The organism is Gymnodinialimonas mytili, from assembly GCF_037544085.1.
GTDB lineage: Bacteria > Pseudomonadota > Alphaproteobacteria > Rhodobacterales > Rhodobacteraceae > Gymnodinialimonas > Gymnodinialimonas mytili.
Genome location: NZ_JBBIFW010000001.1, coordinates 863,433 through 888,920, shown reverse-complemented (window position 1 = coordinate 888,920; position 25,488 = coordinate 863,433). Strand labels below are relative to the sequence as shown.

30 protein-coding genes are annotated in these 25,488 nt (G+C 60.9%); 26 read left to right on the top strand and 4 right to left on the bottom strand.

Annotated elements, in window-relative coordinates:
* Window positions 1-2: 2 nt before the first annotated feature.
* A complete protein-coding gene (bchE, locus tag V8J82_RS04410) occupies window positions 3-1,646 on the bottom strand; it encodes a magnesium-protoporphyrin IX monomethyl ester anaerobic oxidative cyclase (RefSeq protein WP_339972544.1) in 1,644 nt (547 codons plus the stop codon).
* Window positions 1,647-1,880: 234 nt separating this feature from the next.
* Between bchE and V8J82_RS04405 the strand changes: the two genes are divergently transcribed.
* Genes V8J82_RS04405 through V8J82_RS04390 form a run of 4 tightly spaced genes read left to right on the top strand, consistent with a single transcriptional unit; the run spans window position 1,881 to window position 4,324 of the window.
* Window positions 1,881-2,543, top strand: coding sequence for a Rieske 2Fe-2S domain-containing protein (locus V8J82_RS04405; RefSeq protein ID WP_339972542.1), 663 nt, complete (start codon window positions 1,881-1,883; stop codon window positions 2,541-2,543).
* Window positions 2,513-3,394 carry an aromatic ring-hydroxylating dioxygenase subunit alpha gene (locus tag V8J82_RS04400; protein WP_339972540.1) on the top strand — a complete coding sequence of 294 codons (882 nt, stop codon included), beginning with the start codon at window positions 2,513-2,515 and terminating at the stop codon, window positions 3,392-3,394. Before V8J82_RS04405 ends, V8J82_RS04400 begins: the two co-directional genes overlap by 31 nt.
* A complete protein-coding gene (locus V8J82_RS04395) occupies window positions 3,395-4,024 on the top strand; it encodes a glutathione S-transferase family protein (protein WP_339972538.1) in 630 nt (209 codons plus the stop codon). It abuts the gene before it with no gap.
* Window positions 4,025-4,036: 12 nt separating this feature from the next.
* Window positions 4,037-4,324 carry a hypothetical protein gene (locus V8J82_RS04390; protein WP_339972536.1) on the top strand — a complete coding sequence of 96 codons (288 nt, stop codon included), beginning with the start codon at window positions 4,037-4,039 and terminating at the stop codon, window positions 4,322-4,324.
* Here V8J82_RS04390 and V8J82_RS04385 read toward each other — a convergent pair.
* A complete protein-coding gene (locus tag V8J82_RS04385) occupies window positions 4,321-5,058 on the bottom strand; it encodes an SDR family NAD(P)-dependent oxidoreductase (protein WP_339972534.1) in 738 nt (245 codons plus the stop codon). The two genes, V8J82_RS04390 and V8J82_RS04385, sit on opposite strands and share 4 nt — an antisense overlap.
* Window positions 5,059-5,062: 4 nt before the next feature.
* On the opposite strand from V8J82_RS04385, the gene V8J82_RS04380 reads away from it, so the two are divergent.
* The 3 genes from V8J82_RS04380 (at window position 5,063) to rpsD (ending at window position 8,057) form a co-directional block, all read left to right on the top strand.
* Complete coding sequence (locus V8J82_RS04380) at window positions 5,063-6,043, top strand: NAD(P)-dependent oxidoreductase (protein WP_339972532.1); 981 nt, start codon at window positions 5,063-5,065, stop codon at window positions 6,041-6,043.
* Between the two features lie 123 nt (window positions 6,044-6,166).
* Window positions 6,167-7,255, top strand: a complete 1,089-nt coding sequence (locus tag V8J82_RS04375; protein WP_339972530.1) for a Hint domain-containing protein — start codon at window positions 6,167-6,169, stop codon at window positions 7,253-7,255.
* A 181-nt stretch (window positions 7,256-7,436) separates the two neighbouring features.
* A complete protein-coding gene (gene rpsD / locus V8J82_RS04370; RefSeq protein ID WP_339972528.1) occupies window positions 7,437-8,057 on the top strand; it encodes a 30S ribosomal protein S4 in 621 nt (206 codons plus the stop codon).
* A 176-nt stretch (window positions 8,058-8,233) separates the two neighbouring features.
* Here the strand turns inward: rpsD and V8J82_RS04365 are convergent, their stop codons facing one another.
* Window positions 8,234-8,674, bottom strand: coding sequence for a DUF4399 domain-containing protein (locus V8J82_RS04365; protein ID WP_439650030.1), 441 nt, complete (start codon window positions 8,672-8,674; stop codon window positions 8,234-8,236).
* A gap of 128 nt (window positions 8,675-8,802) precedes the next feature.
* On the opposite strand from V8J82_RS04365, the gene V8J82_RS04360 reads away from it, so the two are divergent.
* The 5 genes from V8J82_RS04360 to V8J82_RS04340 all read left to right on the top strand — a co-directional run bounded on the left by V8J82_RS04360 (window position 8,803) and on the right by V8J82_RS04340 (window position 12,875).
* The gene (locus tag V8J82_RS04360) at window positions 8,803-9,267 is read left to right on the top strand and encodes an RNA polymerase sigma factor (protein WP_339972526.1); all 465 of its coding nucleotides are present in this window, start codon (window positions 8,803-8,805) and stop codon (window positions 9,265-9,267) included.
* A complete protein-coding gene (locus V8J82_RS04355) occupies window positions 9,264-9,980 on the top strand; it encodes an anti-sigma factor family protein (RefSeq protein WP_339972524.1) in 717 nt (238 codons plus the stop codon). Before V8J82_RS04360 ends, V8J82_RS04355 begins: the two co-directional genes overlap by 4 nt.
* A gap of 217 nt (window positions 9,981-10,197) precedes the next feature.
* Window positions 10,198-11,445, top strand: coding sequence for an MFS transporter (locus V8J82_RS04350; protein ID WP_339972522.1), 1,248 nt, complete (start codon window positions 10,198-10,200; stop codon window positions 11,443-11,445).
* A gap of 65 nt (window positions 11,446-11,510) precedes the next feature.
* Window positions 11,511-12,380, top strand: a complete 870-nt coding sequence (locus tag V8J82_RS04345; RefSeq protein WP_339972520.1) for a 50S ribosomal protein L11 methyltransferase — start codon at window positions 11,511-11,513, stop codon at window positions 12,378-12,380.
* Between the two features lie 180 nt (window positions 12,381-12,560).
* Window positions 12,561-12,875 (top strand): hypothetical protein, encoded by a 315-nt coding sequence (locus V8J82_RS04340; protein WP_339972518.1) that lies wholly within the window; start codon window positions 12,561-12,563, stop codon window positions 12,873-12,875.
* Between the two features lie 144 nt (window positions 12,876-13,019).
* Here the strand turns inward: V8J82_RS04340 and V8J82_RS04335 are convergent, their stop codons facing one another.
* Window positions 13,020-13,223 carry a DUF1127 domain-containing protein gene (locus tag V8J82_RS04335; RefSeq protein ID WP_339972516.1) on the bottom strand — a complete coding sequence of 68 codons (204 nt, stop codon included), beginning with the start codon at window positions 13,221-13,223 and terminating at the stop codon, window positions 13,020-13,022.
* Between the two features lie 331 nt (window positions 13,224-13,554).
* Here V8J82_RS04335 and ruvC point away from each other — a divergent pair, with 331 nt between their 5' ends.
* From ruvC to tilS, 14 genes are all read left to right on the top strand, one after another.
* Window positions 13,555-14,058, top strand: a complete 504-nt coding sequence (ruvC, locus tag V8J82_RS04330; protein WP_339972514.1) for a crossover junction endodeoxyribonuclease RuvC — start codon at window positions 13,555-13,557, stop codon at window positions 14,056-14,058.
* The gene (ruvA, locus tag V8J82_RS04325) at window positions 14,055-14,702 is read left to right on the top strand and encodes a Holliday junction branch migration protein RuvA (RefSeq protein WP_339972511.1); all 648 of its coding nucleotides are present in this window, start codon (window positions 14,055-14,057) and stop codon (window positions 14,700-14,702) included. The genes ruvC and ruvA overlap by 4 nt, the downstream gene beginning before the upstream one ends.
* Before the next feature lie 34 nt (window positions 14,703-14,736).
* On the top strand, window positions 14,737-15,756 hold the full coding sequence (gene ruvB / locus V8J82_RS04320; RefSeq protein WP_339974515.1) for a Holliday junction branch migration DNA helicase RuvB: 1,020 nt from the start codon (window positions 14,737-14,739) through the stop codon (window positions 15,754-15,756).
* Between the two features lie 26 nt (window positions 15,757-15,782).
* Window positions 15,783-16,589, top strand: a complete 807-nt coding sequence (locus V8J82_RS04315) for an Ivy family c-type lysozyme inhibitor (protein ID WP_339972509.1) — start codon at window positions 15,783-15,785, stop codon at window positions 16,587-16,589.
* Window positions 16,586-17,221 carry a hypothetical protein gene (locus tag V8J82_RS04310; RefSeq protein WP_339972507.1) on the top strand — a complete coding sequence of 212 codons (636 nt, stop codon included), beginning with the start codon at window positions 16,586-16,588 and terminating at the stop codon, window positions 17,219-17,221. The genes V8J82_RS04315 and V8J82_RS04310 overlap by 4 nt, the downstream gene beginning before the upstream one ends.
* A gap of 75 nt (window positions 17,222-17,296) precedes the next feature.
* Window positions 17,297-17,707, top strand: coding sequence for a tol-pal system-associated acyl-CoA thioesterase (ybgC, locus tag V8J82_RS04305; protein ID WP_339972505.1), 411 nt, complete (start codon window positions 17,297-17,299; stop codon window positions 17,705-17,707).
* A gap of 111 nt (window positions 17,708-17,818) precedes the next feature.
* On the top strand, window positions 17,819-18,511 hold the full coding sequence (tolQ, locus tag V8J82_RS04300) for a protein TolQ (protein ID WP_339972503.1): 693 nt from the start codon (window positions 17,819-17,821) through the stop codon (window positions 18,509-18,511).
* Window positions 18,511-18,984 (top strand): protein TolR, encoded by a 474-nt coding sequence (gene tolR, locus V8J82_RS04295; RefSeq protein ID WP_339972501.1) that lies wholly within the window; start codon window positions 18,511-18,513, stop codon window positions 18,982-18,984. The genes tolQ and tolR overlap by 1 nt, the downstream gene beginning before the upstream one ends.
* Window positions 18,985-18,990: 6 nt before the next feature.
* Window positions 18,991-20,139: a cell envelope integrity protein TolA gene (gene tolA, locus V8J82_RS04290; protein ID WP_339972499.1), complete on the top strand. Its 1,149-nt coding sequence runs from the start codon at window positions 18,991-18,993 to the stop codon at window positions 20,137-20,139.
* Window positions 20,136-21,341: a hypothetical protein gene (locus V8J82_RS04285; protein WP_339972496.1), complete on the top strand. Its 1,206-nt coding sequence runs from the start codon at window positions 20,136-20,138 to the stop codon at window positions 21,339-21,341. Before tolA ends, V8J82_RS04285 begins: the two co-directional genes overlap by 4 nt.
* 55 nt (window positions 21,342-21,396) lie before the next feature.
* Window positions 21,397-22,737, top strand: a complete 1,341-nt coding sequence (gene tolB, locus V8J82_RS04280) for a Tol-Pal system beta propeller repeat protein TolB (RefSeq protein ID WP_339972494.1) — start codon at window positions 21,397-21,399, stop codon at window positions 22,735-22,737.
* Between the two features lie 86 nt (window positions 22,738-22,823).
* Entirely contained in the window at window positions 22,824-23,333 is a 510-nt protein-coding gene (gene pal, locus V8J82_RS04275; RefSeq protein WP_339972492.1) for a peptidoglycan-associated lipoprotein Pal, read from the top strand.
* A gap of 1 nt (window position 23,334) precedes the next feature.
* Complete coding sequence (gene ybgF, locus V8J82_RS04270) at window positions 23,335-24,204, top strand: tol-pal system protein YbgF (protein ID WP_339972490.1); 870 nt, start codon at window positions 23,335-23,337, stop codon at window positions 24,202-24,204.
* On the top strand, window positions 24,195-25,463 hold the full coding sequence (tilS, locus tag V8J82_RS04265; RefSeq protein WP_339972488.1) for a tRNA lysidine(34) synthetase TilS: 1,269 nt from the start codon (window positions 24,195-24,197) through the stop codon (window positions 25,461-25,463). The genes ybgF and tilS overlap by 10 nt, the downstream gene beginning before the upstream one ends.
* Window positions 25,464-25,488: the final 25 nt, after the last annotated feature.

Below are 25,488 nucleotides of genomic sequence, written 5' to 3'. Positions count from 1 at the left end.
GGTTACTCCGCGGGACCTTGGGTCGTCGCGGCCTGCATCTGTCGATCACCGTTTGCCATCGCCAGATCACGTGCCCGCGCTTTGCCTTGGGCCCGAATCGCGGCCTGACGTTCCTTTACCTTGCGGCTGCGTTCGGCTGCGGCCTCCCAATCATCGGTCTGCGCTTGGGCGATCTGACGGGTTTCATCGAAGTCGAAATCGAGCGATTTCTTCGTTTGCGGACCCCAATACCCGACCTTTCCAAGGTCATAGAAGGTGCGGCCCACGCCCGCCTTCAGGAATGCTTTCAGACATCCCAGCAGATAGCGGCGACGGTACCCCGTGCCGCGCCAGGGATAGTGGAACAGCGCCTTGCGGATGTAGAACCGCCGGTAGTTCGCCATCACACGATCCAGCAATGTCGCGCGGTCCATCGCCTCGGGCCGCATGATCGGTGTCACGAAGTTGTATTTTGAGAAATCAAAGACCTCGACCTTGTCGCCCAACTCTTGGAAGAGCGGGGTGAAGGGCCAAGGCGTATACATCGACCAGTTGGCCAGATCGGGATTCCACTCGCGCGCATAGCGATAGGTCTCTTCCAGCGTCTCGGGTGTCTCGTTTTCCAGGCCGACAATGAATTGCGCTTCGGTGAAGATATCGGCGTTGCGCAACAACTCGATGGCGCGGCGATTGTCCTCGACCTTGGTTTCCTTGTTGAACCGGTCGAGTTTCAGTTGTGCAGCGGCCTCGGTGCCCAGGCTGACATGGACAAGCCCGGCCTTGCGATAGAGCGGCAGCAAGTCTTCATCGCGCAGGATATCCGTTACCCGCGTGTTGATACCCCATTGGATACGGCGTGGCATGTCGCGGGCAATCAGCTCTTCGCAGAAGGCGATAAACTTCTTGCGGTTAATTGTGGGCTCCTCATCGGCGAGGATGAAGAATCCAACGCCATGATTTTCGACCAGGCGTTCGATCTCATCGACCACTTTTTTGGGGTCGCGCACGCGGTAGTCGCGCCAGAATTTCCACTGGCTGCAGAAGGAACAAGTGAAGGGGCACCCGCGCGCCAGGTTCGGGATCGCAACCTTGCGGTTCAGCGGAATGTAGATGTAGCGGTCCCAATCCATCAGGGACCAATCGGGATCAATGCCGTCCAGGTCGCGAACGGTGGAGGCCGCGGGTGTGGCGACGATCTGATCGTCGTCCTTGAAGGCCAGGCCCTTTATCTGAGCGCGGCCATCGGGCCATGCGCCATCGCGGACGGCGTTTGCCAAGGCGACGAAGATTTCCTCACCCTCGCCCCGCACGATCACGTCGACCGCATCACATTCCGAAAGCACCTGTTTGTACATGAAGGTCGCATGGACGCCGCCCAGCACGCGCAAGGCGTCCGGCACGACATCGCGCGCCAAGTCCAACGTGCGCTCGGCGGCGTAGATGGACGGGGTGATGGAGGTGACGCCAACGAGGTCCGGCGCCGCCGCGCGGATCCGTGCGCTCAGGTCTTCCTCGCTCAAATCCTCGGTCATCGCGTCGATGAACGATACCGTAAAACCGGCCTTCTTTAGCGGACCCGCCAGATAGGCGGCCCAAGCTGGCGGCCAGTTTCCGGCGATTTCCGCGCCGCCGGAGTGATAATTCGGATGGACAAGTAAGATGCGCAAAGCGGCCTCCCCATGTGTAAGGTTCAGTTTACACTCGTGCGGATGGGCGTGGTTTGATGCAGATCAAGACAAACGCGAATATCTTCACCCATGATCGCGCGCGGGCGGTACTCGGGGTGGAGTGCTTAAATGGACAGCATCTACTGGCGCAGCATACAGCTCAGGGGCAAATGATCGACATTCGGCAGGTGGCGGGCCAGTATTGCTGGCGGTACCGAATAAGACGGCGGGGCGATGGATAAGACGATAGATCACGTGACACGGCAGGCTGTGGCCCTGTCCGGGGACATTGCCGCGGGGGATGCACATCCGGTGGAGGTCGACGGCGCCGAGCTTGTGCTGTGGCGCGACAATGAAGGCAAAGCGCATTTATGGCAGGACCGGTGTCCACATCGAGGGATGCGTCTGAGTTTTGGGTTTGTGCGCGACAATCGGCTGACCTGCCTCTATCACGGCTGGGAATTCGGGACCGATGGCGGTTGCCGCAAGATCCCCGCCCATCCCGAGATGGCGCCACCCGCGACCTTATGTGCCGAGGTCTTGCCGGTTAGCGAAGCCATGGGGATGATCTTTGCGGGGCCGCATGTCGAAATCGGCGTTATCTCCGATACCTGGTACCCCGTGCGCAGCGTCTTTCTGTCATGTGAACCAGAGGCTGCTTTGGACGCCCTTAAGGATGTGTCATGGCGCAAGATTGACGGCGTGCACCTATTTGAAGATGGCACGCTTGCATGCGCAGTTCAACGCCGTGGGACGGACCGTTGCGTGCTGCATCTGAGCACAACTGACCCATCTGCCGAGGCTCGTTTGCGCTGGGCGCGGCGTCTTGTCGGTTTGCGCCGAATGATTTCAGAAGGAGAAGATCGGTGGCTATCACGCAGGACCAAATCGCCCTGAACCATTGGTTACCAGTTGCGTATCCCGGCCAGGTCAAAACAGGCGAAAGCTATGACACCCAATTGTTGGGCCAGGCCATTCGGCTTAGCAATACGAATGGCGCGCTGAGTTGTAACATCCTGAATGATGGTGGTTCGCTTGGTCGGGACCTGCCATTGGACGAGCGGTTTGCGGTTCTATTTACCACGCTTGGCGATGCGCCCCGTCCTTTGCCGATCATAGATGAATTCGATGAACCCGACCGCCGCATCGTGAATTGCGGCTCAGTTGGCGTGAATACCAGCCCGTTTCGCATTGTGGAAAATTTTCTGGATATGGCGCATTTCTGCTTTGTGCATACCGATCTTCTGGGCGCCGTCGATGAGACCGAGGTGCTGAGCTACAAGACCGAGCACCGCGAAGACGTGGATGAGATCTGGGCGACCGAATGCCAATTCTTCCAGCCGGGTGCGTCGGCCTCGGCGATCGATGCGGGCGCGGGTCAGATGAGCCAATATACCTACCGCGTCCTGTCGCCGTTCAGTGTGATGCTGTACAAATCCGCCATGGGGTATCCCGACCGGTTGGATGCGATCTGCCTGTTCATCCAGCCCAAGACGGAAACGGAATGCATCGGCTATATGCCAATGGCGCTGCTTGATGATGCGTCCTCAACCACCAGCATGATTCATTTTCAGCAGACGATTTTCATGCAGGACCGGATCATCTTGGAAAACCAGCGTCCCAAATTGTTGCCCCTGACCCCACGCGCCGAGATGCCGACCCGCGCTGATCTCAGCTCGGTCGCGTTTCGGCGTTGGTTGAAGGATAGCGGCATGCGGTTTGGTCTGTGGCAGCCCGAGGCCGCCTGAATGACGATCCGGCTCTACAATTACGCGCTATCGGGCAGCTGCTACAAAGTGCGGTTGCTGCTGAACTTCCTGGATCTGACCCATGAGCTGGTGGGCGTGGATTTCTATCCGGGTCAAGAACATAAGAAAGCTCCGTTTCTGGAGATTAATCCACTGGGCCAATTGCCCGTTTTGGAGGATGGAGATCTGCGCCTGCGGGACGCGCAGGCGATCCTGTGCTATCTGGCCAAAGCTTACGATCGCGAAGCCGCTTGGTTGCCGGCTGCACCTGCGGAGTTTGGGCAGGTCATGATGTGGCTGAGCTTTGCGGGTCACGAGATCATGGCCGCCTCTGCCGCCCGGCTTCATGATGCGTTTGGCTATGATCTGGATATCGAGGCCGCGCGTACTCGTGCCCATGCGGCTTTTGCGATCCTGGATGATCACTTGGCGGAACAGGCCATCCTGGGCAAAACCTGGATCGTAGGCGACGGACCGACCATCGCCGACATCGCCTGCTTTCCCTATGTCGCGCTGTCCGGAGATGGCGGTATCGGACATGAACCCTATCCCTATCTGCGCAATTGGATGCGGGCGTTTCGACGCTTGCCGCGTTTCCAGGCGATGTCCGGCATCCCGGAATTCGCGTGATGGTCCAGCCACTTGGGTGAGACAGCACGATCAGGCGGTTTCGGCCGCGGTGGAGAGGACATTGTCCGCGCGCGCATGGTGTTCAATGGATCATTTTGCGGGTCCTTCGCGACCTTTGTGGCGGATAAAGCCGAGCGATTGTCGCTATCGGTATCAATTGATTGCAGCGATCATCAGGCCATCATCACGGCGACCGGCCCATCGGCCCTGGTGGGCGCATTGGAAATGGCCGCCTGCATCGCGCCGGAGGATTGCGTCGTGACCGACTGGGTAACCACCGAAACTAAGATCGGATCCTAGATCGAGCCCGCCTCGACCATGTAGTTCGATGCTGTGCACATCGCCGCATCATCCGAGGCGAGGAATAGCGCCATGCGCGCCACATAGACCGGCTCGATCAGGTCCGGCAGGCATTGGTCCTGCTTTTGCGCTTCGAGCCCCTCGGGCGTCGCCCAAAGATCTTTCTGTCGCTCAGTCATGATCCAACCCGGCACGATCGTGTTCACCCGGATGCGATGGCGGCCCAGGTCCCGCGCCATGGTCCGCGTGAGACCGTGAACCGCAGATTTGGCGGTGGCATAGGCCGGAAATCCGCCCTTGGCCTCCCACCAGGAGTTCGACCCGACATTCACGATAGACCCGCCGCCCGCTTCGATCATACCAGGCGCGACGGATTGGATGACGAAGAACATGTGCCGCAGATTGGTATTCATCCGCTCGTCCCAATATTCGGGTGTCACATCCTGCCAATCGTGCCGGTCATCCCGTGCGGCGTTATTGATAAGCACATCGAATGGACCTAGCGCCTTGATCGCGGCCTGCATCGCCGGGATGTCCCGCAAATCGCACAGCTGAAATCGAGCGCCCGTTTCTGCCGCCACCGTTTCCGATGCATCTGGGTCGCGGTCCAGAAATGCGATATCCGCGCCTTGCGCAGCAAAAGCGCGCACGGTTTCGGCACCGATGCCAGACGCGCCGCCAGTTACCAAAACACGCCTCGCCTTCAGGCTGGGATAGACGGCAAAGTCGGACATTGGGATGGCTCCTTTGAAACCTGGGGCGTTTTCCGCTAGCTCGCTAGCACAAGCGGTGTATCGCAAAGATCGGGGGGCTGACATGGCCAAAGACAGCGTTGGATTCATTGGGGTCGGGTTGATGGGGCATGGCATGGCCACGAACATCCTTAAGGGCGGGTATCCGCTGATCACCATTGCCCATCGAAACCGACAACCGGTTGAGGACCTGGTCGCCCAAGGCGCGCGGGAGGCCGAAAGCCTGGCGGATCTGGCCGCGTCATCAGACATAATCCATATCTGCGCGCCAGGTTCATCCCAGGTCGAAGCGATCATCATGGAGATGCTGCCGCATCTGCGAGCCGGTGCAATCATCGTGGATTGTTCAACCTCGGATCCGGGCTCGACCGAAAAGCTCGCCAGTGTCTTGGCCGCGCAAAACGCGTCATTGGTCGATGCGCCTTTGGGTGGAACGCCGGTTCAGGCCGCGGCAGGAGAGCTCAGCACAATGGTTGGCGCTTCGGATGCGGATTTCGCGCGCCTCAAACCGATCCTGGAATGCTGGGCGGTGAATGTTGTCCATCTCGGACCAACCGGCACTGGCCATAAGATGAAGCTGCTCAATAACTTCCTGTCGCTAGGTTATGGCGCGATGTATGCCGAGGCGCTGGCCCTGGGCCGAAAAGTCGGGATCAGCGTGGATCAGTTCGACTCTGTCATTCGCGGGTCACGTATGGATTGTGGGTTCTATCAGACCTTCATGCGCTACGCGTTGGAAGGTGATGTGAATGCCCACAAATTCACTCTGACCAACGCCGAAAAGGACGCGCGCTATTTGGCGCAAATGGCAGACGGTGCTGGTATGGCCAACCCGCTCGGCGCGGCGATCAAGAATTCCTACGTGATGGCGATGAATGCCGGTGGCACTGGGCCCGAGGATTACGTACCGCATCTGGTTGACTACGTGGCCCGTGCCAACGGGTTATCTGGCGAGAACGACACTTAGCTGCGAATCGATTCGCGAAGTGCGAATCACCCTCTTCCCAGACCGATTCGCATTTGCTAGGTTGCTTCAAAGGTCGGGGATCAACCACCGGCCTACACGTCGAAACTGACGAGGCGGGGCAAGATGGGTACAGGCTTACGGGCTGCGCGCATGATCGCATGGGCGCAGACCCGCATCGAGGGGATCCCGGCAGACCAAAAACGAGAACTGGCCGAAGGAATGAGCTGGAGCTGGCATGGAACCGCCCTGTCATTGGACGGTGATCCCGCCGCCCTCCTTCTGACGGCCAGCCGGGATCAAGATGAGCTGCGGACCCGAGCGGCGCGTGTGGTGCGTAAGGTTTTGCAGCATCCCGCGCCGGGCCCCGCCGATTTTGCCGCCGACGGCGCCGACCCGATTTTTCGCGGTGCGTTTGTCGTGTCGGATGACGTTTCTTTTTTCACGATTGTGCCGATTACCATCGCTGATGGGGCGCCGCCGGTGTTGCTGTTTGCCGATGATGTGCCGCCGATGGGGCGCGAAATGACGATTGTGCATCGCAGTGAGCGGGCTTTGACGCCGACACCCTCCGAGGCGGCATCGGTCATCTGCTTCACGCCCGGCACGCGCATCCGGACCGAGCATGGCTCTGTCGCGGTTGAGGATTTGGGCCCCGGGGATCGCGTGTTGACCCGCGATGATGGCCCGCAAGAGGTGACCTGGTCTGGCAATTGCCGAATGTCGGGTGCACGTCTGTTCGCTTTGCCCCATGAACGTCCGATCCGCTTGCGGGCTGGTGCGTTGGGCGTAGATCGCCCCGATGGCGACTTATGGTTGAGCCCGGATCACCGGGTGCTGATCGCAGGGCAAGCGGCACAGGACATGTGGGGAAGCGACGAGGTTCTGGTCCGTGCCGCCGATCTGGTTGGCGATCCATGGATCACCACCGACCATTCGATGCGCGCGACCTCCTACATTCACCTGATGCTGGATCGCCATGCGGTGATCTGGGCCAATGGCCTGGAGGTCGAAAGCTTTCACCCCGGCCATATAGATCTGCAAACCCTTTCAGGGCTGCAGCGCGGCACGCTTTTGGATCTGTGCCCCGGTCTGACCCATGACCCGTACGCATACGGCAATGCCGCGCGCCGTATGCTGACCCGCGCGGAGGCGTCGATCTTTTTGCATGGCGCACCCACCAAACACGCCTACGCTAGGGGACGTGCGGCGTAGCGGGCCTGTTTGGTGCATTGACAGCCCGCGCGGCACGCGATATCCGCCGAAAATGATTCCGGGCTGTGAAGTCTGGGGTTTTCATTTGGTGTTGGTGGCCCCCGCAAGGGGATGCCTGTCACTCCGGCCAAATCCGGAGGAAGGACAACGCCCTTCGAAACCTGAACGAAGGAGATCAGCCGTGACCAAACGCACGTCTGCCAAGTACAAAATTGATCGCCGGATGGGTGAAAACATCTGGGGTCGCCCGAAATCCCCCGTCAATCGCCGTGAATATGGCCCGGGTCAGCACGGTCAGCGCCGCAAAGGTAAGCTCAGCGACTTCGGTCTTCAGCTGCGCGCCAAGCAGAAGCTGAAAGGCTACTACGGCGATCTGACCGAAAAGCAGTTCCGCCGCATCTATGCCGAAGCCGAGCGTCTGCGCGGTGACACCGGTGAACTTCTCATCGGCCTGCTGGAGCGTCGCCTGGACGCTGTCGTCTACCGCGCCAAGTTTGTGCCGACCGTTTTCGCGGCCCGTCAGTTCGTCAATCACGGCCACGTCACCGTGAACGGCAAGAAGGTCAACATCCCCTCCTACCGCGTGAAGGAAGGCGATGTGATCGAGGTGCGTGAGCGCTCCAAGCAATTGGCCATCGTTCTGGAAGCAGCGCAACTGCCCGAGCGCGATGTGCCTGATTACGTGGAAGCCGATCATTCCAAGATGACTGCGACTTTCGTGCGCACGCCCGGCCTCGGCGACGTGCCGTTCCCGGTGATGATGGAGCCGAACCTCGTGGTGGAATTCTACGCGAAGAACTAAGCGTCTTCGTCGTCACGGATTGGAAAAGGCCGCTCGCAGCCGGGCGGCCTTTCTTTTTTGCTTGTCAATCGCGCTACCATCGCGCCGACGTCGTCGGATCATGTTGGGCGAGATCGCTGGGTGGTACTCAGGAGGACCCGGTCTGCCGTCCGTTTTTCAATCGTCCACTGTCGCGCTCACTCGACATTTACGGTAATGTACTCAGACGCGATGGGCGGAACATGGGGCACGTGGTTTAGATCGCCCATCACCAATTGCATCGTGTATTCGCCGGGTGCGAGGTCCAATGTCACTTCGGTTTGACCGCCGCCAAAATGAATGTGGTTGTCGTCTGCCGGGATGCCATAAAGCAGCTCTTCCGCGCCCTCTTCGCCTTCGCCCAACGGCGCACGGTTCAAAAACAGGTGGTGATGCCCGGTGCCCTCCTGCTCAGTCCCGGCAGGTGCCACACCCATGCCTGATAACCCAAAGACGATTGTGACGGGTGACGTGACTGTCGCGCCATCTTCAAGGTTGACGAAATAGACTTCGGCGCCTTCCGGGGCAGGGGTGTCTTGGGCCAAAACGGCGCTGGGGCAGGCGATTAGAGTGGCGGCGATTAAGAGTTTCAATGACATGGTATCCTCCCTTATGTCTGTAGGACGGTCCGTATAATTTTTGGGCCGTCATAAAAGGTAACACGCAAGGTCCCCTAATTATTCGACGCGCCACTTCGTCTAATGCCGAGGCTCAGATCCGCCGGGCTTTGCTGGAGCTCTATCCGCGGCTTTGGCGCTACGCGCTGTCGCTGACGCGTCATCGTGCCGAGGCCGAAGACTTGGCCCATGAAGCCGTTGTTCAGGCCCTGGCCAAGTCCGATCAATTCGCGCCGGGCACCCATGTGGATCGGTGGATGTTTCGCATGTTGCATAGGATGTGGCTGAATCGGTTGCGTGCGGGTAAAGTCCGCCGCGGCACCGGTGTAATCGCGGTAGAAGACGCGGGTCTGGCGACAGATCAGGATGCGGAACAGACTTTTTTCGGCACCCAGGTGTTATCTGCAATATTGGCTCTATCGGACGCGCAGCGCAGTGCGGTGATGATGGTCTATGTCGAAGGCTTTTCGTACGCCGAAGCGGCTGAGATGCTCGATGTGCCAGTTGGAACGATCATGAGCCGCCTGGCCGCGGCGCGCGCGAAACTAAAGGATCAATTGGGAGATCGGGAATGACCACGACCGATGCCGACGACCATGATGCACGCCTGGTGGCGTTGCTGGATGGGGCATTGCCCGAGACTGAGGCGCGCGCCTTGCGCGAAGAGGTGGCGGATGATCCAGCAATGGCCGCACGTTTGGCGGCGTTGGATGTCGATCTTGACGGTCTTCGGGATACGATGGCCGGTATTATCGCGTCGGCGCCGCCGCCGCCTGGATTGCCTGCCAATCGCGCCACCCGGCCTATGCAGTTCGTGGTCGCGGCCTGCGCGATCATGGCGGTGATGTTCGTAATTAGCCTGGCATTGCCGCGCGGTGCCAGTCCAAACGCGGACTGGCGAGATTTCGCGGCGGGCTATCACCTTCTTTATCGAGCTGAGACGCTCGCTATGCCGCGCTTGGGCGATGGTGGAGTGGCTGTTGTCTCAGACGCGCTTGGGCGCGATTTAACTGCTTTGTCCGATGTGGCAGGGCTGGAATTTCGTCGCGCTCAGATACTGGGCTGGGAGAATCAAACACTGATCCAGTTCGCGTATTTGGATCCCCAAGGCCATCCGGTTGCGGTCTGTGTGATGTTGGGCGCAACACCCCAGCGACTGCGCGAAGCTGACCGGCAGGGGCTATCCACCGCGAGCTTTTCTGCCGATGGTCTGGAGGTATTGGTGATCGGTGCACAGGGTATGGATGGGATACGTGAGATCGCTCAGAACATCGCGACGTTGCTGTGAATGGCGATGCAGCGGCGTGTCGCGGCCTTCGGCCTGTGCCACGACCGCGGTGGCGCGTTCACTTCGTTCACGCGCAGGGGCTTTGCCCCTCGGCCTGTCGCCGTTCCCCAATGGAGCTTGAGATTGTCGGCATCACATCGCAATCGCCGACCCGGGCCGCCTGTTCGATACTATCCCAGATCTCGCTTTCCGTTTGGGAAAGGCGTAAGCGAGTGGGATGGCACTTGGTGATACCCTAAAAACCGTGACGCTCGATGAGGCGCGCAGCTATCCCTTCTGGCGCGGCCCGGTGGCGTTGCTGGCGGTGATGGCCTTTGCGATGCCGGTGGCGTTCGCCACGTGGTCAGCCTTGCTGAACAACTTCGTCATCGAAATGGCGCGTTTCGATGGCTCGGATATCGGATGGCTGCATACGGTGCGTGAGATCCCAGGGTTTTTGGCGATCGGGGTGATCGTGCTGATCTTAGTCATCCGTGAGCAGGTGCTTGCCTTGATATCGCTGGCGCTTCTGGGCGTCGCCAGTGCCTTGACGGCGCAATTTCCGTCTTTGGGTGGATTGCTGTTTATCACATTGCTGAGTTCGATTGGGTTTCACTACTACGAGACCGTGAACCAATCTCTGCAATTGCAATGGATCAAGAAAGAGCGTGCACCACAGACCTTGGGTTGGTTGTTGAGCGTTGGATCGGGCGCAACACTTCTGGCTTATTTGTTGATCGTCATCACCTGGCGCAACTACGACCTCAGCTACGATCTGGTCTATTGGGTCTCTGGCGGGGTGACTGCAGTGATCGCGCTGGGGTGTTTCTTGGTCTACCCGCAATTCGAAAGCCCGAACCCGCAGAAGAAGACGATGGTGCTGCGCAGCCGATACTGGCTGTACTACGCGCTTCAATTCATGTCGGGCGCGCGTCGGCAGATCTTTGTTGTCTTCGCGGGGTTCATGATGGTCGAACGCTACGGGTTCGAAGTACACCACATCACCGCGCTCTACATGGTGACGCTGCTGACAAATATGGTGGTGGCCCCTTTTCTGGGGCGAGCCGTGGCATTCTTTGGGGAACGCGCAGCCCTGGTCGTGGAATATGCCGGGCTAGCCGTGATCTTTGTTTTGTATGCGGGCCTCTACATTTTCGATTGGGGTGCCGAATTCGCTGCGGGTCTCTACATCGCTAATCACATCTTTTTTGCCCTGGCCCTGGCGATCAAAACCTATTTCCAGAAGATCGCAGATCCGGCTGATATCGCGCCAACCGCGGCTGTGGCGTTCACCATCAACCACATAGCCGCGGTGTTTCTGCCAGTCGGCCTTGGATATCTTTGGCTGACGTCGCCCACTGCGGTGTTCGCTGCGGCGGCGGCCATGGCACTGGTATCGCTTGGCCTGTCCATGTTGGTGCCGCGCCATCCGGTTCCGGGCCGCGAAACGATCATGGTGCGCGATGGCGCGCAACCCGCGGAATAGCTGGGCTGGCACTGGCGTTTCAAAGCCGCTAGGGCAAGGGCTAAACCCGCGACGGAGATAGCATCATGCCCACTTGGACCGCCTTGACCACATTGGCTGAAAAGGCCCGGGCCGAAGCCTTGGGTGAAGCGCTGGACGCGTTGGACCCTGCGCCCACTGGCGTCGGTGTCTTCGAGCTTGAGGATGGATCCGGCTTGTGGGAGGTTGGCGGCTACTTCACCGAAACTCCGGACGATATTGCCTTGGCTTTGTTGGCAGCCGCCCATGATGCGAAGCCTTTTGCCGTCTCCAAATTACCGGAAACCGATTGGGTCGCCCATGTGCGGCGGGAACTGCACCCGGTCGAGGCTGGGCGTTTCTATCTCTACGGTGCCCATGATGCCGATAGCCTGCCACAGGGGGCGGTTGGTCTGTTGATCGAGGCGGCCATGGCCTTTGGAACGGGGCATCACGGCACCACGAAGGGTTGTCTATTGGCCGTGGACAGACTGTTGAATGCCGGAAAGTTGCCACAATCTGTCGCCGATATCGGCTGTGGCACGGCCGTTCTGGCGATTGCGGCTGCGAAGGTTTTGCAGCGTTCGGTGATCGCCTCGGATATCGATCAAGTCGCCGTTGACGTGGCGCGCGCAAACGCCGCCGCAAACAAAGTGGCGGAGTTGGTCCATTGTGTAGAAGCGGCCGGGTTCGATCATCCGGATCTTGCGGCGCGAGCGCCCTATGATCTTGTTTTTGCGAATATTTTGAAGGGTCCTTTGATCGAGCTGGCGCCCAGTATGGCCGCCCATATCGCCGCCGCTGGCTACGCCATCCTGTCAGGTATTCTCAACCCGCAGGCTGATGAGGTCGTGGCTGCCTACAGGGCGGTTGGGATGGATGTGGCCGACCGGTTCGAACTGGGCGAATGGACCACTTTGACGCTACGTAAACGCTAAGCCGTGCGCGACGCGGCGTTTACCTAACTTTGACTAAAAAGTGTCGCAATTCACCGAAAGAATGGCTATTCGTAACGACGGTGGGGGCAGCGATGGTTTGAGCTGCCAATGAGTAATGATGAAGATTTTCAAAACCGGTTAGACCGGATCCAGCAGAGTCGCCGTGGGCGGTCTTCTGGAATGGGATTTGTTGTACATCCCGATGGTGTGGTGACGGCGATTGGGCGCCCGTCCTCACGTTTGCGCTTTGGGTTTCCCCTAAAGGGCTTCCTCCTTGCGTTGTTTATCGCAGTTGGTGTGAAGGCCTATTTGATCTGGGCGCTTGGCGCGGACGTCTATCTGCTGCAGGTGGAGCCTCTATTCGCCGGTTCGAACCTGGAACAGGTCGCCGGGCAAGTCCTACGGCCCGACGCCCTGACGCTCTGGGTCGCTGATCGGTATCAGGACGTTTACACGTTCCTCCAAGCTGGCTTAGCCGCACACCGAGGCGAATAGACTAATCGATCATGTCATCTTTGATCCCGGCGGGCGATTGATTTCACCGCCGCGACATTCCAAGCATTCTAGCAAGTGATTTCAGCATCAAAAAAGGCGGCGCAGACACTCTGCGCCGCCGTTTTCATTCAATAGATCGCTTAATTAGCGCGTGTAGGTGCCAGCCACGATGTCTTCGATATCGCCGCGGCTTAGGCCCAGATCGTCCAATTCACGATCGCTTAATGCGAGCAGCGATTTGCGGGTCACACGGGCATCGTTCCATGTGGCGAAACGGCTGACGAGACCGGAGATAACAGTTGCGACACTGAATCCAGTGCCAACGGGGCGATTGGTGATTGAGGCCATCGGTCTCATCCTTTCCATGTTAAAAATGTATGTGCTTTCGGCTGACGGGTCAGCCAATCGATAGGCGGCAGGTAGATGTGAAAATCACCTCGAACAAGGTGGATTTTTGCAAGGGTTCTATGACCCCATTGCATAGCTCGATTTTCGGTTAAAGCTTTGTAAATAGGGTTTTTAAATCGCTCAAAAATGTCGCTTTCAGACCTGTGGACGGCGATTCCGACCGGTGTGCCGTGCGCTGCTTGGGAAGTCTTTCGAATTTTCAACGTATTGGCGATGTTCGCCTTTCGTGCTACGCCTCTTGCAACGAGAAAAAACGGCGGGATGGGCAGCCATGCGCATTATTGGGATTGATCCTGGGCTGCGGTCCATGGGCTGGGGAATCATCGACGCCGTTGATGGACGCCTGCGTCATGTCGCCAATGGTCAATGCAAGAGCGACGGCGTTGATCTGGCGCAGCGGCTTTTGTCGCTTCATCAGCAATTGTCCGAAGTGATGGGCGTGCATCATCCCGAGATGGCGGCCGTTGAACAAACCTTCGTCAATCGCGATGGCGCGGGAACGCTGAAGCTGGGCCAAGCGCGGGGCATCGCGATGCTGGTTCCGGCTCAAGCAGGGCTCAGCGTCGCCGAATATGCGCCCAACGCGGTGAAAAAGGCGGTTGTCGGGGTTGGCCATGCCGACAAGCGTCAGATCGAGCACATGGTGAAGCTGCAATTGCCCGGCTGCGCCCCGGTGGGGCCGGACGCTGCAGATGCGCTGGCGATCGCGATTTGTCATTCCTTCCATGCCGTGGCCGCGGGCAAATTGGCCGCCGCGATTGAGGCACAGGCATGATTGGAAAACTAACGGGCCGTTTGGATTATCGGGCGTCGGACCACGCTCTGATCGATGTGGGGGGCGTCGGCTATGTCGTACATTGTTCCGACCGGACGCTTGCCGCGCTGCCCGGAACGGGTGAGGCGGTATCGCTCTATACCGAGCTTTTGGTGCGCGAGGATCTGCTCCAGCTTTTCGGCTTTTCGACACCCTACGAACGGGAATGGCACCGGCTGCTGATCTCGGTTCAAGGCGTCGGCGCCAAAGCGTCGATGGCCATCCTGGGCGCCCTTGGCGCTGAAGGTGTCGCGCGGGCCATCGCGCTGGGTGATGCGAACGCGGTTAAAGCGGCCCAGGGTGTGGGTCCAAAGCTGGCGCAACGGGTTGTGAATGAGCTGAAAGACAAGGCTCCGGCAGCCATGGCGCAGGGCGGCAGTTTGGAGACCGCGGTCGCGGAAGACCCTGTGGTGATCGACGCGGCAACCAATCCCGCACCACGTCCAGCTGCCTCCAATGCCCAGGCCGAGGCGCTCTCTGCACTGCAAAACCTGGGCTATGGACCCGCCGATGCCGCCGCGGCCGTCGCGCAAGCGGCGGAAACCGAGGCCGAAACACCCGCCCTGATCCGCGCTGCCTTGCGTCTTCTGGCCCCCAAGGACTAGCCGCGGCCATGCGGCTCGGCCATAACCGATGACGATGACAGACCCCGATCCCACATTGCGTCCCGACCCGCTGCCCGAAGATGATCGTGCGCTGCGCCCGCAGAGCCTTGATGATTTCACCGGACAGGAAGAGGCGCGCGCCAATCTGCGCGTCTTCATCGAAAGCGCCCGACGTCGGGGCGAGGCGATGGATCATGTCCTGTTCCACGGGCCGCCGGGGTTGGGCAAAACCACCTTGGCGCAGATCATGGCCAAGGAATTGGGTGTCGGGTTCCGCATGACCTCGGGCCCGGTGCTGGCCAAAGCGGGTGACCTCGCTGCGATCTTGACCAATCTTGAAGCGCGTGACGTTCTTTTCATCGATGAGATCCACCGCCTGAACCCCGCCGTTGAAGAGGTGCTCTATCCGGCGCTTGAAGATTTCGAGCTGGACCTCGTGATCGGCGAAGGCCCTGCGGCGCGCACCGTTCGGATCGAATTGCAGCCCTTCACGCTGGTCGGTGCCACAACGCGCTTGGGGTTGCTGACCACCCCGTTGCGGGACAGGTTCGGCATTCCGACACGTCTGAATTTCTACACCACCGAAGAACTGCACCGTATCGTTGACCGGGGTGCGCGGCTGGCAGGGATACCTGCGGATCAGGACGGCACGCTGGAAATCGCGCGGCGCGCGCGGGGAACGCCACGGATCGCCGGGCGTTTGCTGCGACGGGTGATCGACTTTGCCGTTGTGGAAGGCGATGGTCGCCTGACCCGTGCCATTGCCGACAGCGCGCTGACGCGGTTGGGCGTGGATGTGTTGGGTCTGGATGGCGCTGACCGACGCTACTTGAGCCTAATTGCCGAGAATTATCATGGCGGCCCTGTCGGAATTGAGACTGTTGCCGCCGCGTTGGCCGAGCCGCGCGATGCGCTGGAAGAGGTGATTGAGCCCTACCTTTTGCAACAAGGCCTGATCGCCCGAACACCAAGGGGGCGCATGTTGGCACATAAGGGTTGGACGCATCTGGGCCTGGCCGCGCCAAAGCCAAAGGATCAGGGGGACTTGTTTTGAACCGTTTTTTGATCGCTTGCTTATGTGTGCTGAGTCCATCCGCGCCCGCCACGGCCCAGGTTGATTTGGGCGAATACACTGTCTTCGATACGCGCTTTGGTCAGATGCAGGTCATCGGCGGCGATATCGATCAACGGCTTTGGTTCGATGGCAGTTTCCTGGATCTTCCCATCGCTGAGCGCTATTGGATCCGCGGCGCCTTTGGCATGGAGGGCGAGGCCTATGATTGGGTCATCGCGTCGTCCAACCACACTGGCAATATGTGTGGCGGCTATTCGGAGTGGTTCCTGATCCGCGCCAGCGCGGAGGAGGTCCGTGTGGCTCCACCGCTGAATGCCTGCGTCGGCATCCTTGATGTGCGCGTATTGCCCGGTCAGCTAGAGGTCGATATGGGTCACCGCGACGTATCCATATCACACGAAACCTTCACCTGGGACGGCGTGACACTGACAAGTACCCTGGTGCCCGAGGCAGCCGCAGCGCCTGCCGGGGCTGGGCCCGACGTGACCCGGTGGATCGGCCGCACGGGCTGGGAATTGCTGGATGATCCCTCCGAACGCGCGCGGCTTGGTTCGGTGATGGCGCCCGACCGTGTGCAGATGCTGTCACAGGTTATGTCGCTTGGTTCGGTCGGCGCAGAGCGCAACGGTTGGGTCATCATGAGCGGGTGCCAGCGGCATCAATGTAATTTCGCACAAGGTGTTCTGGCGATCCGAATTTCCGACGGTGCGGTGGCCGCGGCGATCCTGACCGGGGAGCTCCCGCATATCGAACGCTTCGGTCTGACCTCCGACCCCGTTATCTCCGCCACGATTGACCAGGTGCGGCAATGACCCAAGATTACAGCGCGGTCGAAGCGCTGTTCACGCGCGCCGACGGGCAGTTTCTATTCGCGCGTTGGGGGCGCCCCATCGTGCCAGTCGTGTTCGGGGTCGAAGACGCCACGATCTCGGTGCTGAAAGGTGCTATCGAAGCGGTTGTCACCTTGGCCGATCACAAAATGGCTGAGACCGATCCAGAATTGGGCGCCAATCTGATGGTCTTCTTCATCCGTGATTGGGATGAATTGCCGCCGACCCCAGGGCTGGACCGATTGATCCCGGATCTTGAGCCTCTGGTGGCGCGGCTGCAGGCCGCCGATGCCAACCAATATCGCAGCTTTCGGTTTGACGAGGCTGGCGGCATCAAAGCGGCTTTCGTGTTCATCCGGATGGATGACGCCATGTCCGAGGTGCCCGCCGAGACCATCGCGCTGAGCCAAATTGTTCAGACGATCCTGCTGTGGTCCGATACCGCGTTTCTTGGGGCGTCACCTTTGGCTGTCCTGGAGGGGGGCGCGGCGGTTCTCAGGCCAGAGATCGCCGACATCATTCGGGCGGCCTATGACCCGGTCCTGCCGGTCGCCGCCACGGATGCGTCATTTGCGCTGCGGCTCGCGGCACGCATCGGGCAAAGCGCCCACTAAGGCGATGCCCGCTGTTTCGCGGCACACCTGGACCGCCCCTTGACCCCGCGCGCGCCTAGGTCCAACCCTGTGCCCATGATCCACCGCTGGCCCCTACGCGTGTATTATGAAGACGTCGACCTGGCGGCGATTGTCTACTACGCCAATTATCTGAAATATCTCGAACGTGGCCGCTCAGAAATGGTGCGAGATGCCGGGATCAGTCAGTTGGATATGAAGGCGGCGGGCCTGGTCTTTGCCGTGCGCCGGGTTGAGGCAGATTATCTAAAACCGGCCTGTTACGACGATGAGCTTATTGTCGAAACCCAACTTGACCGGATTAAAGGCGCCAGTTTCGACATGCCGCAGCGTATCCTGCGTGGCGCGGACGTGTTGATGCAGGCTCGGGTCAAGGTCGTCATCCTCAATGCGCAGGGTCGGGCCGCCCGTCTTCCGGCGGATATTCGCGCAAAAATCACAGCCCTTACGGCAGATGACACGAAGTGACACGGAAGTGTTCGCCTTAACCCTTTTATGCTGATAAACTTCCCTGCAAATGAGGCGCACCATAATTCGCGCCCAATGATTTGAGGCCGGGCAGAGGACAGTAAAAGACCCATGGAAACCGAAACGCTCGCGTTGGCGCAAGAGGCGGATTTTACCCTCTTTGCGCTATTCTTTCGTGCAAGCTTTATCGTCCAGCTTGTGATGCTGGCCCTGATCGCAGCGTCGGTCTGGGTCTGGGCAGTGGCATTTTCCAAATTCGGAATGTTCCGCCGGGCGCGGGCAAATGCCTCTGCTTTCGATGCGGCATTCTGGTCCGGAGAGCCATTGGACGAGCTATATGATCAGGTCGCCGCGGCGCCCGGATCTGCGTCAGAGCGGGTTTTCGTCGCTGGCATGACCGAATGGCGCCGCAGTCTGCGTGACGATGGCGCGCTGATCCCCGGTGTGCAGCAGCGCGTCGACCGCTCCATGGATGTGGCGATCGCCCGGGAAAGTGCCCGTCTGACCAACGGGTTGAACTTCTTGGCCACCACCGGTGCCACGGCGCCCTTCGTGGGCTTGTTCGGTACGGTCTGGGGGATCATGCGCTCATTCCAGGAAATTGCGATCAGCGGCCAAACCTCGCTGGCGGTTGTCGCGCCCGGGATTGCCGAGGCCCTTTTGGCCACTGGCCTTGGGCTATTGGCGGCCATTCCCGCGGTGATCCTCTATAACAAGCTTAGCTCTGACGCCGATGGGATTGTCGGGACCTATGAGGGCTTTGCCGATGAGTTTTCTACGCTTCTGTCACGGCAGCTGGACTGATGGGCGCGTCCGTCGCAAGCTCTGATGGCACACGTCGTCGGCGGGGGAGGGGGCGTCGCACGGCGCGCCCGATGTCCGAGATCAATGTGACGCCCTTTGTGGACGTCATGCTGTGTTTGCTGATCATTTTTATGGTTTCAGCGCCGCTGATGACCGTGGGCGTGCCGATTGACCTGCCCGATACCTCTGCCGAGGCGCTGCCATCCGAAAATGAAGAGCCGCTGACCGTGACGCTGACAAGCGACGGAACGATCCTGGTGCAAACCAGCGAAGTTGGCCGGGGCGAGTTGATCCCGCGCCTGCAAGCCATCGCCGCCGAGCGCGACAGCCCGCGGATCTTCCTACGCGCCGATGGCGCAATACCTTATACTCAGGTGATGGAAGTGATGGGCGCGCTGAATGCCGGGGGGTTCCGGCAGATCGGTTTGGTCACCGATAGCGGCGGCCCGACGTTAAATGCGGTGGAGGAGTGACACCCGATGCCGATGAACCGCTCGCTCTATGCCTCAGGAGGGCTCCATGCCCTTCTTTTGGCGTGGGTGGCCTTCGGTGGCATGCTGTTTGAACGCAGCCCGGATGTCGAGTTTGAAGTCACGGGCGTGACCATTATGTCGGCGGAGGAATTCGAGGATATGACCGGCACTGCGGCGGTGTCCGCGCCGTCAGACGTCTCGACTTTGCCGAATGCGCCTGCATTGGACACGTCGCCTGAAGCGCCAACGGCCGAGGCTCCGCCGCCACCGACAGACGCTCCGCAGGAAACCGCGGCGCCGCCTCCGGAAACCACACCGGTGCCCGTCGAACAGGTGCCCGACACGATTGTAAGTGACGATGTCGCGGTCCTGGCCCCGCCGCCCGGCGCGCCGGATGCCGAGGTTTCACCCACGCCAACCCCCGACGAAGCACCGCGTATCGCGCCCATCGCTGCGCCATTGCCCGAGCCGGATGCTGAGGTCGCGCCAGAGGTTTTGGAACAGCCCAGTGAGCCCGATATCTCCGAAACGCCGCAGGAGGAAACGCCCGAGACCGCGCCCGAAGAGGCGACGACCGAGATTGTGACAGAAGCCGAAGAGCCAGCGGCCGCGCCGTTGGGGCCGACGGCCTCGCTCCGCCCGGCGCCGCGCCCGGCCCGCTCCGCACCGGTCGAAGAGCCTGTGGAACAGGCGGAAGCCGCGCCTGAATCTGAGCCTGAGCCTGCCGATCCGGTCGACCCTCTGGCCGATGCCATCAACCAAACCATCGCCGAGGTCGTGGAAGATGACGCGCCCGCGCCGACGCCTGCCCCCGCCCCCGCACCGTCGGGCCCGCCCTTGTCGCAGGGCGCGCGCGATGGGTTCCGCGTGGCGGTGCAAAGCTGTTGGAATGTCGGCGCCTTGTCGACCGAGGCATTGGGAACCACTGTTGTCATCGCATTCGACATGGCCCGTGACGGGCGCCCCGATGCGGGATCGATCCAGATGATCGAATTCTCCAACGGATCGGATGCGGCGGCCCGGCAGGCCTTCGAGGCCGCGCGCCGCGCAGTGATCCGGTGCGGTGTGAACGGTTACGATTTGCCAGCCGAGAGCTATGATCGCTGGGCGCAGGTCGAGCTTGTGTTCAACCCAGAAGGGATGCGCCTGAGATGATCCTGCGCCTGTTTCCCCTTCTGGCTCTTGCTGTCTCCGGCCCCGTCGTAGCACAGAGCGCATTGGCTGAACGCCCCGGGCTCTGGGTCAGCGTGCCGAATGCGCCGTCCACCCGGGCACCCGAGGTCGTGGTGCCGCAGCAGGCGGTCGTAACGCCCGCCCCGCTGTCTCAGGCGCCTGAGATACGGCCCGTGCCGCGGCCCGGCCCAGTCTCTGTGACCGAGGCGCCGGATATCGCGCTAACCGTTGTGGAGCCTGTCCCAGGCGGCACATTGATCAATGACGATCCGATTGACCTCGCCGCCCCGGTCTTGGAGGCAGAGCCCGCCGGACCCATACTGGAAGCTGAGCCGCGTGCCGATCCTATTGCCCCGCCAATGGTTCAAGCGGTCCGTTCGGTTCCGCATATCTCGGAGCCATTTCCGACCGCGCCGATCTTGGCATCATCGCGCGATGCGGTCGTGATCGAGCCGATGCCGGTCGCGCTTATTGCCCCGGCACGCGATATGGCCCCATCCGCGCGTTCCGTACGCCTGGCCGCTCCGGCCGTCTTAGAGCAGGTCGACAGATTGCGACCTGTCTCCGCGCGGTCAGTTGCAGCAATCCTTATGCCTGGCGCATCGCCACAGCCCTCACCGCCCGCGCGGTCCGGCTTTGCGGCCGCGCCGCGCCCCGATCCGTTCCCCATATCAGCGCTTCCGCCAACGGCCTTACCCGCCGGGCCTGACGCGTTTGATGCGGTGCGCGCGGCGCCGTTGCCCGTGCCAGAGGCGATGGCCGCAGTGCTATTGGCGCCGCAGATCGACGGGTTGGACCTGCCGCTCGGTCCGCCAATGCCGGATTTGCCGCGCCGGAGTGCCGTGCCGCGCGATCCCAATGCGCCGATCCCACTGCCCGAACCGGATCGCTATGCCATCGCACTGCTTGTGCAGGAGGCTGAGATTTGCTGGCGCGCCGCGCGTCTTGGCCCCGAGGCTCGTTGGGCGACATTGTCTGTGGATGTTGCGCTGGACGAAACCAACAGTGCCGCCGCCGGATCCATCCGGCTCAGCGGGTTTCGCCACGTCCTGTCTTCCGCCGCGTCCGAGGCTTACTCCGCCGCCCGCGCTGCGCTGATCGGTTGCGGCGCGGCGAGCGACGGTGTGCCGGTCACGGCGCTCACAACAATTCGTTTCGACCCGGAGGGTGTGCGTCTGCAATGATACGCTGCGCTCCAAACCGATATCGCCGCCAAATCATGCGGCAGGAGGTGTTTTCATGTTAACTCGTCGGATCTTTTTATCTGCCAGCGCGGGCCTTGCGGCCTCAACCGCATTGCCGGGCGTATCGCTCGCCCAATCGGGACCCTTGCGTTTGGAAATCACCGAAGGGGTGATCGAGCCCTTGCCGTTCGCGCTTCCGACATTTGTGCCCGAAACGCCCGCAGCCGCCGATGCCGCCGCCGATATCAGCCGCGTGATCGCAGCGGATCTTCGTGGCACTGGCCTGTTCCGGCAGATCCCACCCGATGCCTATATAGCTCAGGTGACGGATTTCGACGCCTCGATCAGCTATCCAGATTGGCAGGCGATTAATGCGCAGGCGCTGATCACCGGCGCGGTCAGTCAGCGCAGCGATGGCCAGATCGCCGTCCGTTTCCGCTTGTTTGATATCTTCAGCCAGGCGCCTCTGGGCGAAGGTCTGCAATATGTCGGACCCGCCGATAGCTGGCGTCGCATGGCCCATACGGTCGCCGACCAGGTCTATAGCCGGATCACGGGCGAGGGCGGATATTTTGACACGCGCGTCGCTTTCATAGCCGAGGAGGGCCCCAAAAATGCACGCCTCAAGCGCTTGGCCATCATGGATTATGACGGGGCCAATGTTCAGTATCTGACGGATTCACGCGCGCTGGTTTTGGCGCCGCGCTTTTCGCAAGATGGTGATCGGATCCTGTACACCAGCTACGAGACCGGGTTTCCGCAGGTTTATTTGATGGATGTCGCAACCGTACAGCGCCGTCCGCTTGAGGCGATCCCGGCGGGCAACATGACCTTTTCGCCGCGCTTCTCACCCGATGGCAGCACGGTCGTGTTTAGCCTGGAGCAGAGCGGAAATTCTGACATCTTCTCCCTGGATCTGGCCACCGGCACACGGCAGCAATTGACCCAGGCGCCATCGATCGAAACTGCGCCGTCCTTCAGCCCCGATGGCGCGCAGATCGTCTTCGAATCCGACCGGTCCGGCAATCAGCAGATTTATATCATGCCGTCCGGCGGCGGCGATGCACGCCGGATCAGTGCCGGAACCGGGCGTTACGGCACCCCGGTCTGGAGCCCGCGCGGCGACTATATCGCCTTCACAAAGCAGGAAAATGGCCGTTTCCACATCGGGGTCATGCGCACTGACGGTTCGGAAGAGCGGTTGCTGACCTCGTCCTTTCTGGATGAAGGCCCCACCTGGGCACCCAATGGCCGGGTGATCATGTTCACCCGCGAAACACCCGGTGAAGATGGTGCGCCAGCGGTCTATTCGGTCGATATTTCGGGCCGAAATCTGCAACGCGTCGCCACACCCGGAATGGCCTCTGACCCGGCCTGGTCGCCTCTGCAATCGTGATCGCCACCGCGGCGGCCGGGATTGGACGTCGCCCCATTCGTCATGTTATTGAGCAAACAACAAGAACACCCCCGAGGATTTGAGCCATGACACGTATCCCCTTAATTCTCATGCTGGTCGGCACGATGGCGCTGGCCGCCTGCGACCAGAACCGGTTTGGAAATGGGTCTGATTTTGCCGGAGTTGGCGGTGCCGCAGGCGCTGGTGCGGGTGGGGCATCTGATCCGACCAGCCCCGCCTTCTTCAACCAAGTCGTTGGCGACCGGGTGCTGTTTCAGGTCGATCAATCGACCCTGTCGCCCGAGGCGCAGACCATCCTGGCCGCCCAAGCCGAATGGCTTTTGAACAACCCCGAATTTACCGCCTTGATCGAGGGCCATGCCGACGAACAGGGCACGCGGGAATACAACCTGGCATTGGGTGCGCGCCGCGCCGCCTCCGTCCGCGAGTATCTGGTGAGCCAGGGTGTGCCCGACGCACGGCTGCGGACGATCTCTTACGGCAAGGAACGCCCGCTTGAAATCTGTTCGACCGAGGCTTGCTACATGCAGAACCGCCGCGCTGTGACCGTTCTGTCCGCCGGGCTGGGCGCTTAAGATGCGGTTCGTTGCGGCAATACTGGTTTGCCTGATTGCCGGTCCGGTCATGGCACAGGATCGGACGCAAACCCTGGCGGATATCCGGCAGGAATTGTCGGTGCTGTTTGTTGAAATCCAACGTTTGCGGGGTGAGTTGAACACCACCGGCGGCGCGGCAGGAACTGGCGCTGGCGGCGGAACTCTGGATCGCGTGAATGCGATCGAGGCCGAGGTAACGCGCCTGACGGCTCTGACAGAGCGATTGCAGATCAATATCGACGCGATTGTACGCGACGGAACCAACCGGATCGGTGATCTGGAGTTTCGTCTATGCGAATTGGAAGAGGACTGCGATCTGTCGACATTGGGCGATACCCCAACTTTGGGCGGTGTGGACCCTGTAACCAGCGGCACCCCTGCGGCACCGACAGCCACGCCCTTGGCCGCGCCCACGCCGGGGGCGGCACCGGCAACAGCTGGGCCGACCAGCCCGACGCCCGGCCTGGCCGTGGCGGAGCAAGGCGATTTTGACCGCGCCCGTGCCGCGTTTGACGAAGGCAACTTCTCGGACGCCGCCCTGTTTTTCCAGACCTTCACCGAGACCTATCCAGGCAGCCCCCTCTCCGCCGAGGCGCATTTCTTGCGGGGGGAGGCAGAAGCCAATGAAGGCCGTTGGAGCCAGGCGGCGCGCGCATTTTTGGATAGTTTCACCGTGCAGCCCGATGGTGAGCGGGCGCCTATGGCCCTGACGGCACTGGGCGTGGCACTGGCGGAATTGGGGCAATCCGAAGAAGCCTGTCTGACGCTCGCCGAAGTCTCGGTCCGCTACCCTGGCGATCCGTCCGCGACAGCTGCTGAAACGGAGCGCACACGCCTGGGATGCCAGTGAGCGATACGCTGCCCGGCCGTTTCGCCGGGCAGATGGGCCAACTTCTCGGGCCTGACTTTCCAACCGCGATTGGGCTCGCCGTTTCTGGCGGCGGAGACAGCATGGCGATGCTGGCCCTCACCCATGAATGGGCACGGATCTACGGTGTGACGCTGCGTGTCGCTACGGTGGATCACGGATTGCGCACGGAAAGCGCCGCTGAGGCGCAGATGGTCGCGCGGGAATGTGCGGATCTGGGACACGCCCATGATATTCTGCATTGGCAGTGGAACGGGCAAGGAAATCTACAGGACGCCGCGCGGCGGGCGCGTCTGGATCTGATCGCCCAATGGCGGGGGGATTTGGACCATGTTCTTTTTGCCCATACGCGTGATGACCAGGCCGAAACGGTGCTGATGCGGCTTCTGCGGGGGTCTGGTGTCGAGGGACTGTCAGCGATGGCCCCGATGCGCGAGATGGGCGGATGGCAGGTGCTGCGTCCATTGCTGCAGGAAACCCGCGCCGATCTGAGGCATCACGTCACCACGCTGCGGGTACCGTTCGTGGATGATCCCTCAAACGAGGATGACACTTATGAGCGGGTGCGCACCCGGCGCGCGATCTCGGATTTGGACTTGGATGCCGCGTCACTGGCAGAGACCGCCGCGCGCATGGGGCGGGCCCGTGAAGCGTTGACTGCGCGGGCCATTTCGGTCGCGGGTGAGGTCGTTTATCAGGATACATATGGCGGGCGCCCAACCGGTGATTTAATCTTCGATCGTGATGGGCTGGTGCAGATCGAGCGTGACACACAGCTGCGCCTGTTGGCAGCGGCGCTGCAATGGGTGTCTAACGCCGAATATCGTCCCCGCGCCCGTGCTCTGGAGGCATTGCTGGATCGGGCCTTGGCGGGCGGGGGCGGCACGCTGCATGGCGCGCGCGTGATCATGGGCGGTGCAACACTTCGGATTTGCCGGGAATATGCGGCGGTAGCGGATCTGGCCGTGCCTTTGAAGACACCTGCGATCTGGGATAGGCGATGGTGGATCGAGACAGATCGCGTTGACGATCATATCCTGCGCGCATTGGGCGCAGACGGATGGCAACAGCTTACCGATCGGCCCAGCGACGCCCCACCCTATGAGGCCGCGATCGCGACCCCGGCCCTGTTTGATGGCGCGCATTTGGTGGCAAGTGCACTCTTCACAACTTCGCCGCAATTGACCGCGACACTGCGCCCCCGGCGCGGCACTTTCGTCGCATCCTTGAAATCGCGTTGAACTCAGGCGTTCAACCCTTATCTTA